The sequence below is a fragment of the Escherichia sp. MOD1-EC6842 genome, from assembly GCF_002965705.1.
GTDB classification, from domain to species: Bacteria; Pseudomonadota; Gammaproteobacteria; order Enterobacterales; family Enterobacteriaceae; genus Escherichia; species Escherichia ruysiae.
In genome coordinates this window covers 98,597-113,845 of record NZ_PTRF01000012.1, presented here as the reverse complement: position 1 = coordinate 113,845, position 15,249 = coordinate 98,597, and the positions used below count along the sequence as shown (strand labels likewise).

The following is a 15,249-nucleotide window of genomic DNA, read 5'->3' as shown; positions in this document are numbered from 1 at the left end:
GGATTTTTATGAACAAGAATATTATACGATGGTGGTTGGCGATTCTTATTGTCTCTTTTAGTGGCACAATACTAGCTGCGCCTAAAGGTATCTGTACTCCAGATAATGGGGTTTTCCATAGTACGCTTAATTTTTCAGGCTATCTTATTACAGCGAACCAGAACAGAGTAGGTACGATATTTAACACCACGGTGAGTAATGGTGGCTCTTATCCAGGTCGCTGTCATTGTGATACGGGGCCTTTAGATCGATTCTCCTTTATTTACTACACAGCCAGAATCAATGATGCCTTAAGCTTTGCTGGTGTTCACTCAGGCTTGAATTATTATAATCTTAATCCGAATCTCGATGTGGGTATTGCAATTGATATTCTCGGAGTAGGAATGGTTAATGCACCGTTTGACTATCAGCCTAATAAGCCTTCTAACAGTTATGATTGTGGCCGTATTTCCCCCTTGAATATTTCCAGCGGTGCAAGAGCACAAATTTATTTTTATATCAAAAAAACCTTTGTGGGAAAGTTAATTATTCCTGAAACAAAGATATCTACGTTGTATGGAACCATAAGTCGTGATACGCCGGTTGATTATTCTCAACCGATGGCTGATGTTTACATTCACGGCGATATCACTGCGGCACAAACTTGCGAAATTAATAATTTACAACCGGTTTATTTTGATTTTAAAGAAATACCCGCCGCAGATTTTTCCTCTGTTACCGGGAGTGCGGTAACAACGCATAAAATCACTTGTTACCGGGAGTGCGGTAACAACGCATAAAATCACTAAAACCGTCACTATTGAGTGTGAAAACATGGGGTTACTGAATACAGACGATATCACCACATCATTTTATGCTACTGAATCCAGTACGGATAATTCTATGGTTGTAACGTCAAACCCCAACGTGGGGGTAAAAATATACGATAAAAATAATAAGGAAATCAAAGTAAACGGAGGCGAATTGTCGACAGATATGGGCAAAACAACCGTCTATGGAGAGAAAGCTGGCAACGTCACTTTTTCTGCCGCACCTGCAAGCCTCACTGGAGCTCGCCCTGCGCCAGGAACATTTACCGCGACTGCAACCATAACAATTGAGATTGTTCGCTAACCGAACTGACAGCGGTGCTCCTCACACCGTTGTCATTTTACGCATTTTTGGCTGTATATTTTCATCCGACATGACAAAACGATGACATCGCTTTCCTTTTTTTCTTCAAATAAATTAAATACTTAAATAATAATCCTGATTTGTCATAAAACTGTCATAAACCTTACATATAACTGTCACCTGTTTGTCCTATTTTGCTTCTCGTAGCCAACAAACAATGCTTTATGAATCCTCCCAGGAGACATTATGAAAGTTATGCGTACCACCGTCGCAACTGTTGTCGCCGCGACCTTATCGATGAGTGCTTTCTCTGTATTTGCAGAAGCAAGCCTGACAGGTGCGGGTGCAACCTTCCCTGCGCCGGTGTATGCCAAATGGGCTGACACTTACCAGAAAGAAACCGGTAATAAAGTTAACTACCAGGGTATCGGTTCTTCCGGTGGCGTAAAACAGATTATCGCCAATACCGTTGATTTCGGTGCTTCAGACGCGCCGCTGTCTGACGAAAAACTGGCTCAGGAAGGCCTTTTCCAGTTTCCGACCGTGATTGGCGGCGTGGTGCTGGCGGTTAACCTGCCGGGTCTGAAATCTGGTGAACTGGTGCTGGATGGTAAAACTCTCGGTGACATCTACCTGGGCAAAATCAAAAAGTGGGATGACGAAGCCATCGCTAAACTCAATCCGGGTCTGAAACTGCCTTCACAGAACATTGCCGTAGTGCGCCGCGCAGATGGCTCCGGGACTTCCTTCGTCTTCACCAGCTACCTGGCGAAAGTGAACGAAGAGTGGAAAAACAACGTTGGTACTGGCTCTACCGTAAAATGGCCGATCGGTCTGGGCGGTAAAGGTAACGACGGTATCGCCGCGTTCGTTCAGCGTCTGCCGGGTGCAATTGGTTACGTTGAATATGCTTACGCTAAGCAGAACAACCTGGCGTACACCAAACTGATCTCCGCTGATGGTAAACCGGTTAGTCCGACCGAAGAAAACTTCGCTAATGCAGCAAAAGGTGCAGACTGGAGCAAAACCTTCGCTCAGGATCTGACCAACCAGAAAGGCGAAGATGCATGGCCTATTACCTCTACCACGTTCATACTGATCCACAAAGATCAGAAGAAACCTGAGCAGGGTGTAGAAGTGCTGAAGTTCTTCGACTGGGCATACAAAACCGGGGCTAAACAGGCTAACGACCTTGATTACGCCAGTCTGCCGGAGAGCGTTGTAGAACAGGTTCGCGCTGCGTGGAAGACCAATATTAAAGACAGTAGCGGTAAGCCGCTGTACTAATAAAACACCATGCCGGATAAGGTCTTTACGTCGTATCCGGCATTACAAAATGACTTTGTAAACGCGTTTAACTGAAGAGTAACTTATGGCTGCAACCAAGCCTGCTTTTAACCCACCGGGTAAAAAGGGCGACATAATTTTCAGCGTGCTGGTAAAACTGGCGGCGCTGATTGTGCTATTGATGTTGGGTGGCATTATTGTCTCTCTGATCATCTCCTCCTGGCCGAGCATTCAGAAATTTGGTCTGGCTTTCCTGTGGACCAAAGAGTGGGATGCACCGAACGATATTTACGGGGCGCTGGTGCCGATCTACGGTACGCTGGTGACCTCGTTTATCGCGCTGCTGATCGCCGTTCCGGTGAGTTTCGGTATCGCCCTGTTCCTGACCGAGCTTGCGCCAGGCTGGCTGAAACGCCCGCTGGGGATCGCCATTGAGCTGCTGGCAGCCATTCCAAGTATCGTTTACGGCATGTGGGGGCTGTTTATCTTCGCGCCGCTATTTGCCGTTTACTTCCAGGAGCCAGTCGGCAATATCCTGTCGAATATCCCGATTGTCGGCGCGCTGTTCTCCGGCCCGGCCTTTGGTATCGGTATCCTCGCGGCAGGCGTGATCCTCGCCATCATGATCATTCCGTACATTGCGGCGGTCATGCGCGATGTGTTCGAACAGACACCTGTGATGATGAAAGAGTCGGCCTACGGTATCGGCTGCACCACCTGGGAAGTTATCTGGCGTATCGTTCTTCCGTTCACCAAAAATGGTGTTATCGGCGGCATTATGCTGGGGCTGGGGCGCGCGCTCGGTGAAACCATGGCGGTGACCTTTATCATCGGTAACACCTACCAGCTCGACAGCGCCTCGCTGTACATGCCGGGCAACAGTATCACCTCTGCGCTGGCCAACGAATTTGCGGAAGCGGAATCTGGCTTGCACGTTGCCGCACTGATGGAACTCGGCCTGATCCTGTTTGTAATTACCTTCATCGTCCTGGCCGCATCGAAGTTTATGATTATGCGCCTGGCTAAGAATGAGGGGGCACGCTAATGGCTATGGTTGAAATGCAAACCACTGCGGCGCTGGCGGAATCCCGCCGCAAAATGCAGGCGCGTCGCCGTCTCAAAAACCGTATTGCGCTGACGCTCTCAATGGCGACGATGGCCTTCGGCCTGTTCTGGCTGATCTGGATTTTAATGTCCACCATCACTCGCGGAATCGACGGTATGTCGCTGGCGCTGTTCACCGAAATGACGCCGCCGCCAAATACGGAAGGTGGTGGTCTGGCGAACGCCCTGGCGGGTAGCGGCCTGTTAATTTTGTGGGCCACGGTATTCGGTACGCCGCTGGGTATTATGGCGGGGATTTATCTGGCGGAGTATGGCCGTAAATCCTGGCTGGCAGAAGTGATTCGCTTTATTAACGACATTCTGCTCTCTGCACCGTCGATTGTGGTTGGTCTGTTTGTTTATACCATCGTGGTGGCGCAGATGGAGCACTTCTCCGGCTGGGCGGGCGTAATTGCGCTGGCGCTGTTGCAGGTGCCCATTGTTATCCGTACCACCGAGAACATGCTGAAACTGGTGCCGGACAGCCTGCGTGAAGCGGCTTATGCGCTGGGTACGCCGAAGTGGAAGATGATCTCCGCGATTACGCTGAAAGCGTCGGTATCCGGGATCATGACCGGTATCCTGCTGGCGATTGCCCGTATTGCCGGTGAAACCGCGCCGCTGCTGTTTACCGCGCTCTCCAACCAGTTCTGGAGCACGGACATGATGCAGCCGATCGCCAACCTGCCGGTGACGATCTTTAAGTTTGCGATGAGCCCGTTTGCGGAATGGCAGCAACTGGCCTGGGCCGGGGTATTGATCATCACCCTGTGCGTCCTGTTGCTGAACATTCTGGCGCGCGTTGTTTTTGCGAAGAATAAACACGGTTGATATTGCTGACACGGTTTTCCCCTCACCCTAACCCTCTCCCCAGAGGGGCGAGGGGACCGATCGAGCGCCTTTTTGACTCTGTACACGGTTAACACTTTGTCGGATGCGGCGTGAGCGCCTTATCCGGCCTACGGTAAGCCTGATTCGCGAAGTGCATCAGGCACGATGAGGAAAAGATTGCAATGAGTATGGTTGAAACTGCCCCGAGTAAAATTCAGGTTCGTAATTTGAACTTCTACTACGGCAAATTCCATGCCCTGAAAAACATCAACCTGGATATCGCTAAAAACCAGGTTACGGCGTTTATCGGGCCGTCCGGCTGCGGTAAATCGACGCTGCTGCGTACCTTCAATAAAATGTTTGAACTGTACCCGGATCAGCGTGCGGAAGGTGAAATTCTGCTCGATGGCGACAACATTCTGACGAACACTCAGGATATCGCCCTGCTGCGTGCGAAAGTGGGCATGGTGTTCCAGAAACCGACACCGTTCCCGATGTCCATCTACGACAACATCGCTTTTGGTGTCCGTCTGTTTGAGAAGCTCTCTCGTGCCGACATGGACGAGCGCGTACAGTGGGCATTGACCAAAGCCGCATTGTGGAACGAAACCAAAGATAAATTGCACCAGAGCGGTTACTCTCTCTCTGGTGGTCAGCAACAGCGTCTGTGCATTGCGCGAGGAATCGCCATTCGCCCAGAAGTGCTGCTGCTCGACGAACCGTGTTCGGCGCTCGACCCTATCTCCACCGGGCGTATTGAAGAGCTGATCACCGAACTGAAGCAGGATTACACCGTGGTGATCGTCACCCACAACATGCAGCAGGCTGCGCGTTGTTCCGACCACACGGCATTTATGTATATGGGCGAATTGATTGAGTTCAGCAACACGGACGATCTGTTCACCAAGCCAGCGAAGAAACAAACAGAAGACTACATCACCGGTCGTTACGGTTGATTCAGGAGTGCGTTATGGACAGTCTCAATCTTAATAAACATATTTCTGGCCAGTTCAATGCCGAACTGGAAAGCATCCGCACGCAGGTGATGACCATGGGCGGTATGGTGGAGCAACAGCTTACTGATGCCATCACCGCCATGCACAACCAGGACAGCGATCTGGCGAAGCGTGTGATCGAAGGCGACAAAAACGTCAACATGATGGAAGTGGCAATCGATGAAGCCTGTGTGCGCATTATTGCTAAACGTCAGCCGACGGCGAGCGACCTGCGTCTGGTGATGGTGATCAGCAAGACCATCGCCGAACTGGAGCGTATTGGCGACGTGGCGGACAAAATCTGCCGTACTGCGCTGGAGAAATTCTCCCAGCAGCATCAGCCGTTGCTGGTAAGTCTGGAATCTCTGGGGCGTCACACAATCCAGATGCTGCATGACGTACTGGACGCGTTCGCGCGCATGGATATTGACGAAGCGGTACGAATTTATCGTGAAGATAAAAAAGTCGATCAGGAGTACGAAGGTATTGTTCGTCAGCTGATGACCTACATGATGGAAGATTCGCGCACTATTCCGAGCGTACTTACCGCGCTGTTCTGTGCGCGTTCAATCGAACGTATCGGTGACCGTTGTCAGAATATCTGTGAATATATCTTCTACTACGTGAAAGGGCAGGATTTCCGTCACGTCGGCGGCGATGAGCTGGATAAACTGCTGGCAGAGAAAGATCCGAAAGCCTCACGCTAACTGTATGCCGCATCAGGCAATCTGCGAGTACGTAATCTGACCGGTGAGATATATCACCGGTCTCTTTATTTACTGAGTGATATCCCAGCCGCGAGCCTTCCAGAGTTCCGGTAACTGTGAAAGATGGGTAAAAGTAGTGACTTTCGGATGAACGATCGGCTTATTGTGCGGGTCAGCGCAGAAGTAAAACACTTCCATACCGGCATCGATTCCTGACTGCGCACCGGCGCTGGAGTCATCAACCAGAATGCAGTTTTCAACGTTCACATTCATCGCTTTTGCCGCATGGAACATTAACGCCGGATCGGGCTTCCAGCGTTGGATATCGTAACCGCTGAACAGTTTTTCCGGGAAATAGTGCAGCATATTGAGTTTGCCAAGCGAATGTTGCATTTTGCTGACTGGGCCGTTAGAGACGACGCACATCGGCACGTTAACGCTCGCCAGCAATTCGTTAGCACCCGCAATCACCTCCAGTTCGCTATCAAACAGACGTGCCACTTCCGCACGATAAACGTGCTCGGCATCGGCACGAACCATTTCTACGCCCTGTTCTTTGCTAATGATGTCGATGATTTCGTAGAGTTTTACGCCTTTAAAACGGGTAAAAATCTCTTCCAGGTCAACGTGAATGCCAAATTCCCTGAACATCGTGACATAGGCGCGAGAGCAAATAACCTCGCTATCGACCAGCGTACCGTCACAGTCGAAAAATACCGCTTCTATCTGGGACATGTCTTTCCTTTATCGTTAGTTTAACGTTTTCGTCATGCAGATTGGCGCGACGCAATCGTTGCCGTATAAGCAAATACAATGAAAAAAAGTTATCTTCAGCCGTCCATATTGTCTCATTTTGGTATACGATAGCGACGGATTTTCCCTCCTTGTTCGGAAATAGATAATGAGTCAACAACACACAACCCAGGCTTCTGGCCAGGGGATGCTGGAACGCGTGTTTAAACTGCGCGAACATGGCACGACGGCACGAACCGAAGTGATCGCTGGTTTTACCACCTTCCTGACGATGGTTTACATCGTTTTTGTTAACCCGCAAATTCTTGGCGTCGCTGGCATGGACACCAGCGCCGTCTTCGTCACCACCTGTCTGATTGCTGCGTTCGGCAGTATTCTGATGGGGCTGTTTGCTAACCTGCCAGTCGCGCTGGCTCCCGCTATGGGTCTGAATGCGTTCTTCGCCTTTGTTGTGGTGCAGGCGATGGGCTTGCCATGGCAGGTCGGGATGGGCGCCATTTTCTGGGGCGCGATTGGTCTGCTGTTACTGACGATTTTCCGCGTTCGCTACTGGATGATTGCTAACATTCCAGTGAGTCTGCGTGTGGGGATCACCAGCGGTATCGGCCTGTTCATTGGTATGATGGGGCTGAAAAACGCAGGTGTCATTGTCGCTAACCCGGAAACGCTGGTTAGCATCGGTAACCTGACTTCTCACAGCGTGCTGCTGGGTATCCTCGGCTTCTTCATCATTGCTATTCTGGCCTCGCGCAACATTCACGCGGCGGTGCTGGTTTCCATCGTGGTGACGACGCTTTTGGGCTGGATGCTGGGTGATGTGCACTACAACGGCATTGTCTCCGCGCCGCCGAGCGTGATGACGGTAGTGGGTCATGTGGATTTAGCCGGGTCATTAAACCTCGGTCTGGCAGGGGTAATTTTCTCTTTCATGCTGGTCAACCTGTTTGACTCCTCCGGTACGTTGATTGGCGTAACCGATAAAGCGGGTCTGGCGGATGAGAAAGGTAAATTCCCGCGCATGAAGCAGGCGCTGTATGTCGACAGTATCTCTTCTGTTACCGGTTCCTTTATCGGTACATCTTCCGTCACGGCGTATATTGAGTCCTCTTCTGGTGTTTCCGTTGGCGGTCGTACCGGTCTGACGGCAGTGGTTGTCGGCCTGCTATTCCTGCTGGTTATCTTTCTGTCACCGCTGGCGGGAATGGTGCCTGGCTATGCTGCTGCTGGCGCGCTGATCTACGTGGGCGTACTGATGACCTCAAGTCTTGCTCGCGTGAAATGGCAGGATCTTACTGAATCCGTTCCGGCGTTTATTACCGCCGTGATGATGCCGTTCAGCTTTTCGATTACTGAAGGTATTGCGCTGGGCTTCATTTCCTACTGCGTGATGAAAATCGGCACCGGACGTCTGCGTGATCTAAGCCCGTGCGTAATCATCGTTGCGCTGCTGTTTATCCTGAAGATCGTGTTTATCGACGCCCACTAAAATCGATAACTCGTTAAAAAACCCGCCATGAGTTACCGCTGGCGGGTTTTTTATTTAGAGTTTCACCCGCTGAATAAACTCGCCAAATGCGGTCAATTGTCCGGTCAGATGATCCAGTGTTCCTTGATCAATTACTTCTCCGGTTTGTGGATCGACTTTGTTCTGAATCACACCGCCCATAAACTCCGGTTTGTTCATTACCATCGCGTCGAGAAAAACCAGAATCTGGCGCAGGTGATACTGGCAGCGCGCGCCGCCAATCACGCCCATTGAGCTGGTCTGAATCAACACCGGTTTACCGGCCAGCGGTTGATCCGGCAGGCGAGATAGCCAGTCGATGGCATTTTTCAGTCCGCCCGGCACGGAGTAGTTATATTCCGGCGTGACGATCACCACGCCGTCAGCTTGGCGAATTTGTTCCGCCAGAGTTTCAACTGTCGCTGGAAAACCTTCTTCCTGCTGTACGTCAGCGTCATACAGAGGAATGTCGGCAATGGAAGGTAACGCATTGACTTCCATACCCGCAGGGGCAATTTTCGGCAGTGTACGTGCAACCATGCCATTAAATGAGCCTTTGCGCAGGCTCCCCAGTAACGTAACCACCTTCAATTTTTCAGACATGATGACTCCTGTGGTTGTCTATCAATTTGGCGAAAAAGACTTCACGGTAGATAGCTGGGCAAAACGCATCATCCGGCTGGTGGGGTTGTTGGCGCGACTGTGAATATCCGGCAGACTTTTCCAGCCTTGCTTACCATCTAACTCCCAGACACTGAGCTTCTCAATCGCTGGAGTGACCGCCACGGACCACACCAGCACGTCCTCTGCGTCGCATAACGCTTCTACATGATTTACATGGGCACATTTCAGGCGTCCGGCAATGGGCAGCAATTGCAGATCGCGCGGGTCGTCATTCAGTACATCGCCGGTAAGTTTTAGCACGCTTCGGCGCAAAGTAATGAGTTGCGCTCGTGCTTCATTAGGATCGTTCTGCTTACTGATCCATAACGATTCATTGCTGGAAAAAATAGGGTTATCGGGTGCATGGGGACTATGAAACCCGCGTGTTGCGCGCTGTAGCTCCATATCGAGACCACACTCACCTTCGGTTGTTAACGCTACGCCGACCATATTTCCGGCATAGGATATTGAAAATGATGGCAAATTTTTATCGAGGAAAACCGGCTTTCCTTTAGCCTGGGTGACGATCTCTGGTAATTCGCTTATGCCATACAGCATAGACATCAGTTCTGCGAGTAAACCTCTGGACGCCAGAAAACGGCTTTGACGATGAGGGGGAAGATTTCGGGCTTCTTGATGACACCGGGAGGGGAGACGAACAGATATCAAATGTCCTTCCGTTAAAATCCCTCGGGCAAAGTGAGTCGCCATTTTTCGCTCCATGCTTAATGGTCCATTATGAATACAAGAGTAATCATTTGCTGGAACTATGGACAGACTAAAGTGGCGAAAAGTTCGATTCGGATAAGTTTATTACATGTTTTTTACATTTTATCGTGAAATGTGGTCGCATTTTATACGATTTTATTATGCTATCGAGGCGTAAATATTTTTAATGGTTTCCCGTAACCAGACGATCTTCGGGTTATGGCTATTCCGTTTGTGCCACAGCAGAGTAAACGGTACTTCCAGCTTTTTTTGCTGGCTTTCGTCAAAGGGGAGAGGAAGAGCAACCAACGGCAGTTGGTGGAGCTGATTGTAGTACTGACAGTAGCGCGGTGCGGTCGCCAGTAGCAGATTGTCGGGCTGCGCCGCCATAAATAGCGCCTGCTCAAATTCTGGCAGACTCATAGCAATCGTGCGTTCTCGGCCTAGCTCCTGTAACACATTGTCCAGCGCCCAGGTGTCGCTCTGTTCCCAGCAAATGCTGATATGCGGATAACGCAGAAAGGTGTCCAGATCCCACGCTTCACGTAGTGCCGGATGATCTTTGCGTAGCCAGACGCAGGGCACATCACTAAACAGCACTTCATAATCAATGGATAACGGCAACGAACTTAGTAGCTCCCGCGAACGGGGATGACTTTCACGACCGGAAAAACCGATATCCACTTCGCCACGGGTAATTGCATCCAGCGAATCGTAATCCCAGTTACGTAGTTTGATGGTCGCCTGGGGGTAACGCTGGTAGATCTGTTTCGATAACGCGTTAAACATGATCATCATCAGCGGCGACTCCGCCGCTAACTCAAACTTAAGGCCGCGCGGCGTTTCGTGATGCGGTTTATCCAGCAGCAGATTGCTCATTTGCATCCATTCCGCCAGATTTTGTTCCATGCTGACCATCAGCGGCGTGGGCGTCAGACCCAGCGGTGAGTTCACAAAGAGCGGATCATCAAACCATGCCCGAAGTTTTGCCAATGACTTGCTCACCGCCGAAGGCGTGACGTTCATCCGTTTCGCCGCTTTGGTTACGCTGCGCTCCTGCATCAGCAATTGCAGACAGAGCAGCAAATTGAGATCAAGCGTGGTGATGGATTTCTTCATGAGCGGTAACAGGGCGTCCAGGTGTGACGAGCATAATCAGCAACAAGCTCACTATGCTACAGGCAATCAGAATCCCGATCAGCATATTCCATGCGCTGAGACCAACCACCGCTGCCAGCCAAATCCACAGTGACGAACCGCAAACCTGCGCGATGCCTAAGGTCGAACTGGCCACGCCTGCGCGTAATGAAAACGGCCCTAACGCCTGACTCATTGCCACGCCGAAGCCTACCGAAAAACCGGCGCAAATCAGCGTGATGCCAAACAGAGAAATCACGTGGGAAGGTGAAATGGCAAGGGTGATACCCGCCGCCAGGAATAACACCTGCGAGGTGATCATCAGCGTTCGCGGCTTAAAAATTCCCAATGCAAACGGCGTGGAGAACGATACGGTCATACTGACGCCTGCGGTCAGCGCCATAATGGTGGCGTATTCACCGCGCTCAAAACCCATGATTTCCATCATCAATACAGGCGACGTATTCACGAAGGTGAGGATCACCGAAACGCTGAGGGTGGTGATAACAACACGGCTGAGGAAAAAACGGTTAAGCAGCGATTCAGTATCTTCTCGTGGTTTGTCCGAAGCGGCAGGCGCGGCAGGGCGCGTTTCTTTTAAAATAAATAAAGACAACATCAGTACTGCGAACCCCATCATCGCCATTACCCAGAACAGGCTCTGCCACGGGAATTTAAGCATAATCAGATGCCCAAGTACCGGTGCTAACACCGGAATGATGCAGGTAATGCCGTTGAGTAACGACAGCACTTTTGCCCGACGTCGATCATCCAGCGTGTCGCGCAAAATGGCGAACGCCACCACGTAACAACAGCCCGCGCCAAGTCCCTGTAGCAATCGCCCTGCAAGAAATAACGTGCTGGTATCAGCCAGTGAACAGAACACTGAGGCGATAATAAATAGCGTCGCGCCGGGGATGGCGACCGGCTTTCTCCCTGAACGATCGGCCACTTTACCGGCAAATAACATCGCTACCGCCATTCCCGCCAGATAAACGGAAAACGCAATATGTAACTGCGCTTCGCTGGCATTGAGGTCGGCGGCGATGCGCGGTAAACCAACGAGGTACATATCAATCCCTGCGGGATAAAGTAAAACCAGGGCAAAACTACAAATTAAGAAACGGGACATGAGCTAAAGCGTCCTGACGGAAAGGTGACGCAAAGCATACGTGGTGACGGAGAATCAGGCGAGTTGCCATTTGGACAAAAGAGATTTCCTGACAGGCAAGAAGCCAGCAAAATAGCTGGCTTCTTGAAGGGATCAGCCAAATTTAGGTAACACGTTAAAAACGTTACCGAACCAGCATAAAATTACGGTTATACCAAAGAGAATGACAATCGCCGGAATAAGATTGCCGCCCCAGACCGTAAACATCTGATTGGGAAACTTCTTGCGAGCTTTGATTGCCAGCACTGCGGGAATAATGACCGCCCAGATAGTGGCGCACAGTCCGGCACCGCCGATCCCGTAAATAAAGCCATTCGGGAAGACGAGATACAACAACGCGGGTGGCAGGAAGGTTAACAGCACGGTTTTGAAACGCCCGCCGTGGGAGTTATCAATCTTAAACAGATCCGCCAGATAATCGAACAACCCCAGCGTGACACCAAAAAACGAGCTGGCGACAGCTAAGTTGGAGAACACCAGCAGGCAAAACTCGATAATGCCATGTTGTTTGGTGCCGAGGAACGATTTCACCAGTGAATCGACGTTGCCGCCGGAGGAGATAATCGCTTTAAAACTTTCACGCGGAATATTCCCCATCGTGCAATACAGCCAGAAGAGATAAATCACCAGCGCCAGCAGCGAACCGAAAACCACGCTTTTGATGAGCTTATCTTTGCGTTTGCCATAGCAAATAATCAGGCTGGGAATATTGCCGTGGAAACCAAATGACGCAAGGCACACTGGCAGAGCCATAAAAATGTACGGGAAGTAAGACGTCCCCGCAGTCGTGCTGGTGGCATCACGTAGAACGGAATAATCGACCTGGAAGAAGAAAGAGCCAAACACAATGACAAAGGAGATAATCTTCAGCCCGAGGAACAATGACGTGATACGGCTGGCGGCTAACGAACTTATCCATAATACGCTGGCGACGAAAATGGCCGTGCAGATCCCGACAATGCGAGGATTGGCATGGTAGCCCAGATTCATTGATATCGTTTCGCTAATGATCGCGCCGTTAGCGGAGATATAGGCGTAAGTGAGAATATAGAGAACGAAGGCAACGGTAATGCCGCTGATAATGTTCCAGGTGTTACCGATTAAATCTTTAGTGATGGTATTAAAACTGGAGCCGACGGGATAATTTAAATTTGCTTCTAATAAAAGTAACCCAGAATGTAGCATTGAAAACCAGGCAATGATAAGGATAAAGGCACCCCAGAAAAACCAGGCACCGGCAAGATCAACAGGTAAAGCAAACATACCTCCACCGATTACTGTACCTGCTATAACCATAACACCCCAAAATGCAGAGTGTTTTTTTTCTGCTTGTTCAGTCATGATGCCACCTTTAGAGGAAGGCTATTTTTGTTATTGAGGATGTAGGGAGTGGAGTGGCTAACATCCTTATAGCCACTCTGAGTGTATTAATTAAACTTCTTTCAGTTTTGCGGTGAAGTGACGCAATACTTTCGGTTCGTAGGTAAAGGTTAACCCTTTAATATTTGCTGCGTTCTCTTTCACATGTTTGAAGGCTTCAATAATAAAGTCCATATGTGTTTGAGTATAGGTTGCGCGTGGAATGGTTAAACGCAGCAATTCTGCCGGGCACGGCAGTTGTTTACCGGTTTTCGGATCGCGGCCTAACAGGAAAGAACCAATTTCTACCGCACGGATACCGGCGACTTTATACAGCTCGCACGCCAGCGCCTGTGCCGGGAACTGATCTGCCGGAATATGCGGCAACAGTTTACCTGCATCAACGAACGCCGCGTGACCGCCCGCCTGCTGACACACAACGCCAATCTCTTCCAGACCATCGACCAGATACTGCACCTGCGCAATACGATAAGCCAGCCAGTCATGATTCATGCCATCATACAGACCCACAGCCAGACGCTCCATCGCGCCACCTTCCAGACCACCATAAGTCGGGAAGCCTTCCTGCACCACGCAAAGGGTTCTGCACTCGGTATAGACATCGAAGAAGCTGTCGTCTTTCACGCACAGCAGGCCGCCCATCGGCACCATCGCATCTTTCTTGGCGGACATTGCCAGCATATCGGCATATTTGTAGGTTTCGCGGGTAATTTGCTCGATAGTCCAGTCTTTGTATTCCGCTTCACGTTGCTTGATGAAATAGGCGTTTTCAGCAAAGCGCGCGGAGTCCATCACTACAGGAATGTCATATTTCTTCGCAATGCTGTACATCGCTTTCATATTTGCCAGTGAAACCGGCTGACCACCTGCGGAGTTACTGGTGATGGTAGCAACGATATATGGCACGTTATTCGGGCCAACTTCCTCAATACCGCGTTCTAATCCTTCGAGGTCAAAGTTACCTTTAAAGTCGTAACGCACGCCCGTATCGAAGGCTTCTTTGATATAGACGTTACGCACGGTACAGCCGTTAATCTGGCTATGCCCCTGAGTGGTGTCGAAGAAATAGTTCGAGAACGCTACCATTTTGCTGCGATCCAGCCCTTTTTCCTGCTCGCGTTTTTTAATCAGTACCGGAATGTAGATTTGCTCTGCGCCACGCCCCTGGTGAGTCGGAATGGTGTATTGATAACCAAAGATATTCTTCACTGACTCGGCTAATGCGTAGTAGCTGCGGCTGCCGCTGTAGGCTTCGTCGCCGCGCATCATCGCTGCCTGCATACTCTGCGTCACCGCTCCGGTGCCACTGTCGGTCAGTAAATCGATAAACACATCTTCGCTATCCAGCAGAAATGGGTTCATACCGGATTTAATAATCGCTTCTTCACGATAAGCGCGAGTGGTACGTTTTACTGGCTCAATAACACGAATGCGGAACGGTTCAGGGAGGTGTTTAAAGTTTTCCATTGCATAATCCTTCATTTATTTTAATTGCAGTGATCCCTGTGAATATTACATTTGCAATATCTATTAATTCGCCAGATATATATGCAAGAGCCATCATTTACTAAAACAAGTAAATAAATGAGAGATAGCCTTTGCAAAAGGCAAAATTAAGATATAGCAAACAAATAGATCACATGGAATCTAATTCGGTTTGGTTCTGATGATGGCTACAGAAGGGCAAATTAAGGGCGGTGATCGACAATTCTGTTGTCAATATTAAACCACTTTGAGGTCACACATATATGTAAGGTATTCATAATGCACTTATCCTCGAAAGACACGACGTTACAGTATAATACTCAAGATTTTTGTCTATTCTGAAATTGTTTAAATGTGAATCGAATCACAAACGATTACGAAGCAATATTAAATGCTTTTTTAAGAAAATAA

At 49.7% G+C, this 15,249-nt stretch carries 16 protein-coding genes; 8 read left to right on the top strand and 8 right to left on the bottom strand.

Annotated features, from left to right (window positions below; translation table 11 throughout):
• Positions 1-8 precede the first annotated feature (8 nt).
• The 7 genes from A7Z29_RS15585 to phoU all read left to right on the top strand — a co-directional run bounded on the left by A7Z29_RS15585 (position 9) and on the right by phoU (position 6,037).
• On the top strand, positions 9-779 hold the full coding sequence (locus tag A7Z29_RS15585) for a fimbrial protein (protein ID WP_459251562.1): 771 nt from the start codon (positions 9-11) through the stop codon (positions 777-779).
• Positions 780-813: 34 nt separating this feature from the next.
• Entirely contained in the window at positions 814-1,113 is a 300-nt protein-coding gene (locus tag A7Z29_RS24075; protein ID WP_459251561.1) for a fimbrial protein, read from the top strand.
• Positions 1,114-1,359: 246 nt separating this feature from the next.
• Positions 1,360-2,400: a phosphate ABC transporter substrate-binding protein PstS gene (gene pstS / locus A7Z29_RS15580; protein ID WP_000867164.1), complete on the top strand. Its 1,041-nt coding sequence runs from the start codon at positions 1,360-1,362 to the stop codon at positions 2,398-2,400.
• Between the two features lie 85 nt (positions 2,401-2,485).
• The gene (gene pstC, locus A7Z29_RS15575) at positions 2,486-3,445 is read left to right on the top strand and encodes a phosphate ABC transporter permease PstC (RefSeq protein WP_000741617.1); all 960 of its coding nucleotides are present in this window, start codon (positions 2,486-2,488) and stop codon (positions 3,443-3,445) included.
• Complete coding sequence (gene pstA, locus A7Z29_RS15570; RefSeq protein WP_001251991.1) at positions 3,445-4,335, top strand: phosphate ABC transporter permease PstA; 891 nt, start codon at positions 3,445-3,447, stop codon at positions 4,333-4,335. Before pstC ends, pstA begins: the two co-directional genes overlap by 1 nt.
• A 182-nt stretch (positions 4,336-4,517) precedes the next feature.
• Complete coding sequence (gene pstB / locus A7Z29_RS15565) at positions 4,518-5,291, top strand: phosphate ABC transporter ATP-binding protein PstB (protein ID WP_000063120.1); 774 nt, start codon at positions 4,518-4,520, stop codon at positions 5,289-5,291.
• Between the two features lie 14 nt (positions 5,292-5,305).
• Positions 5,306-6,037, top strand: coding sequence for a phosphate signaling complex protein PhoU (gene phoU / locus A7Z29_RS15560; protein WP_000377802.1), 732 nt, complete (start codon positions 5,306-5,308; stop codon positions 6,035-6,037).
• Positions 6,038-6,106: 69 nt separating this feature from the next.
• Here phoU and yieH read toward each other — a convergent pair whose 3' ends face one another.
• Positions 6,107-6,772, bottom strand: coding sequence for a 6-phosphogluconate phosphatase (gene yieH, locus A7Z29_RS15555; protein ID WP_032226867.1), 666 nt, complete (start codon positions 6,770-6,772; stop codon positions 6,107-6,109).
• A gap of 166 nt (positions 6,773-6,938) precedes the next feature.
• Between yieH and adeP the strand changes: the two genes are divergently transcribed.
• A complete protein-coding gene (gene adeP, locus A7Z29_RS15550; protein ID WP_010347264.1) occupies positions 6,939-8,276 on the top strand; it encodes an adenine permease AdeP in 1,338 nt (445 codons plus the stop codon).
• 54 nt (positions 8,277-8,330) lie between these two features.
• Here adeP and yieF read toward each other — a convergent pair whose 3' ends face one another.
• From yieF to tnaC, 7 genes are all read right to left on the bottom strand, one after another.
• Positions 8,331-8,897: a class I chromate reductase YieF gene (gene yieF, locus A7Z29_RS15545; protein ID WP_105290438.1), complete on the bottom strand. Its 567-nt coding sequence runs from the start codon at positions 8,895-8,897 to the stop codon at positions 8,331-8,333.
• Positions 8,898-8,918: 21 nt separating this feature from the next.
• The gene (locus tag A7Z29_RS15540) at positions 8,919-9,668 is read right to left on the bottom strand and encodes a 4'-phosphopantetheinyl transferase family protein (protein ID WP_010347267.1); all 750 of its coding nucleotides are present in this window, start codon (positions 9,666-9,668) and stop codon (positions 8,919-8,921) included.
• Between the two features lie 156 nt (positions 9,669-9,824).
• Positions 9,825-10,784 (bottom strand): HTH-type transcriptional regulator YidZ, encoded by a 960-nt coding sequence (gene yidZ / locus A7Z29_RS15535; protein ID WP_105290437.1) that lies wholly within the window; start codon positions 10,782-10,784, stop codon positions 9,825-9,827.
• On the bottom strand, positions 10,759-11,934 hold the full coding sequence (gene mdtL, locus A7Z29_RS15530) for a multidrug efflux MFS transporter MdtL (RefSeq protein WP_105290436.1): 1,176 nt from the start codon (positions 11,932-11,934) through the stop codon (positions 10,759-10,761). Before mdtL ends, yidZ begins: the two co-directional genes overlap by 26 nt.
• Positions 11,935-12,066: 132 nt before the next feature.
• Positions 12,067-13,314, bottom strand: coding sequence for a low affinity tryptophan permease TnaB (tnaB, locus tag A7Z29_RS15525; protein ID WP_000138823.1), 1,248 nt, complete (start codon positions 13,312-13,314; stop codon positions 12,067-12,069).
• Positions 13,315-13,404: 90 nt separating this feature from the next.
• Positions 13,405-14,820: a tryptophanase gene (gene tnaA / locus A7Z29_RS15520; protein ID WP_010347274.1), complete on the bottom strand. Its 1,416-nt coding sequence runs from the start codon at positions 14,818-14,820 to the stop codon at positions 13,405-13,407.
• A 221-nt stretch (positions 14,821-15,041) separates the two neighbouring features.
• Positions 15,042-15,116 carry a tryptophanase leader peptide gene (gene tnaC, locus A7Z29_RS15515; RefSeq protein WP_032147965.1) on the bottom strand — a complete coding sequence of 25 codons (75 nt, stop codon included), beginning with the start codon at positions 15,114-15,116 and terminating at the stop codon, positions 15,042-15,044.
• Between the last annotated feature and the right edge of the window lie 133 nt (positions 15,117-15,249).

Coding starts and splice junctions, on each gene's coding strand:
- A7Z29_RS15585 (WP_459251562.1), top strand. CDS start 9: ATGAACAAGAATATTATACGATGGTGGTTGGCGATTCTTATTGTCTCT.
- A7Z29_RS24075 (WP_459251561.1), top strand. CDS start 814: ATGGGGTTACTGAATACAGACGATATCACCACATCATTTTATGCTACT.
- pstS (WP_000867164.1), top strand. CDS start 1,360: ATGAAAGTTATGCGTACCACCGTCGCAACTGTTGTCGCCGCGACCTTA.
- pstC (WP_000741617.1), top strand. CDS start 2,486: ATGGCTGCAACCAAGCCTGCTTTTAACCCACCGGGTAAAAAGGGCGAC.
- pstA (WP_001251991.1), top strand. CDS start 3,445: ATGGCTATGGTTGAAATGCAAACCACTGCGGCGCTGGCGGAATCCCGC.
- pstB (WP_000063120.1), top strand. CDS start 4,518: ATGAGTATGGTTGAAACTGCCCCGAGTAAAATTCAGGTTCGTAATTTG.
- phoU (WP_000377802.1), top strand. CDS start 5,306: ATGGACAGTCTCAATCTTAATAAACATATTTCTGGCCAGTTCAATGCC.
- yieH (WP_032226867.1), bottom strand. CDS start 6,772: ATGTCCCAGATAGAAGCGGTATTTTTCGACTGTGACGGTACGCTGGTC.
- adeP (WP_010347264.1), top strand. CDS start 6,939: ATGAGTCAACAACACACAACCCAGGCTTCTGGCCAGGGGATGCTGGAA.
- yieF (WP_105290438.1), bottom strand. CDS start 8,897: ATGTCTGAAAAATTGAAGGTGGTTACGTTACTGGGGAGCCTGCGCAAA.
- A7Z29_RS15540 (WP_010347267.1), bottom strand. CDS start 9,668: ATGGCGACTCACTTTGCCCGAGGGATTTTAACGGAAGGACATTTGATA.
- yidZ (WP_105290437.1), bottom strand. CDS start 10,784: ATGAAGAAATCCATCACCACGCTTGATCTCAATTTGCTGCTCTGTCTG.
- mdtL (WP_105290436.1), bottom strand. CDS start 11,934: ATGTCCCGTTTCTTAATTTGTAGTTTTGCCCTGGTTTTACTTTATCCC.
- tnaB (WP_000138823.1), bottom strand. CDS start 13,314: ATGACTGAACAAGCAGAAAAAAAACACTCTGCATTTTGGGGTGTTATG.
- tnaA (WP_010347274.1), bottom strand. CDS start 14,820: ATGGAAAACTTTAAACACCTCCCTGAACCGTTCCGCATTCGTGTTATT.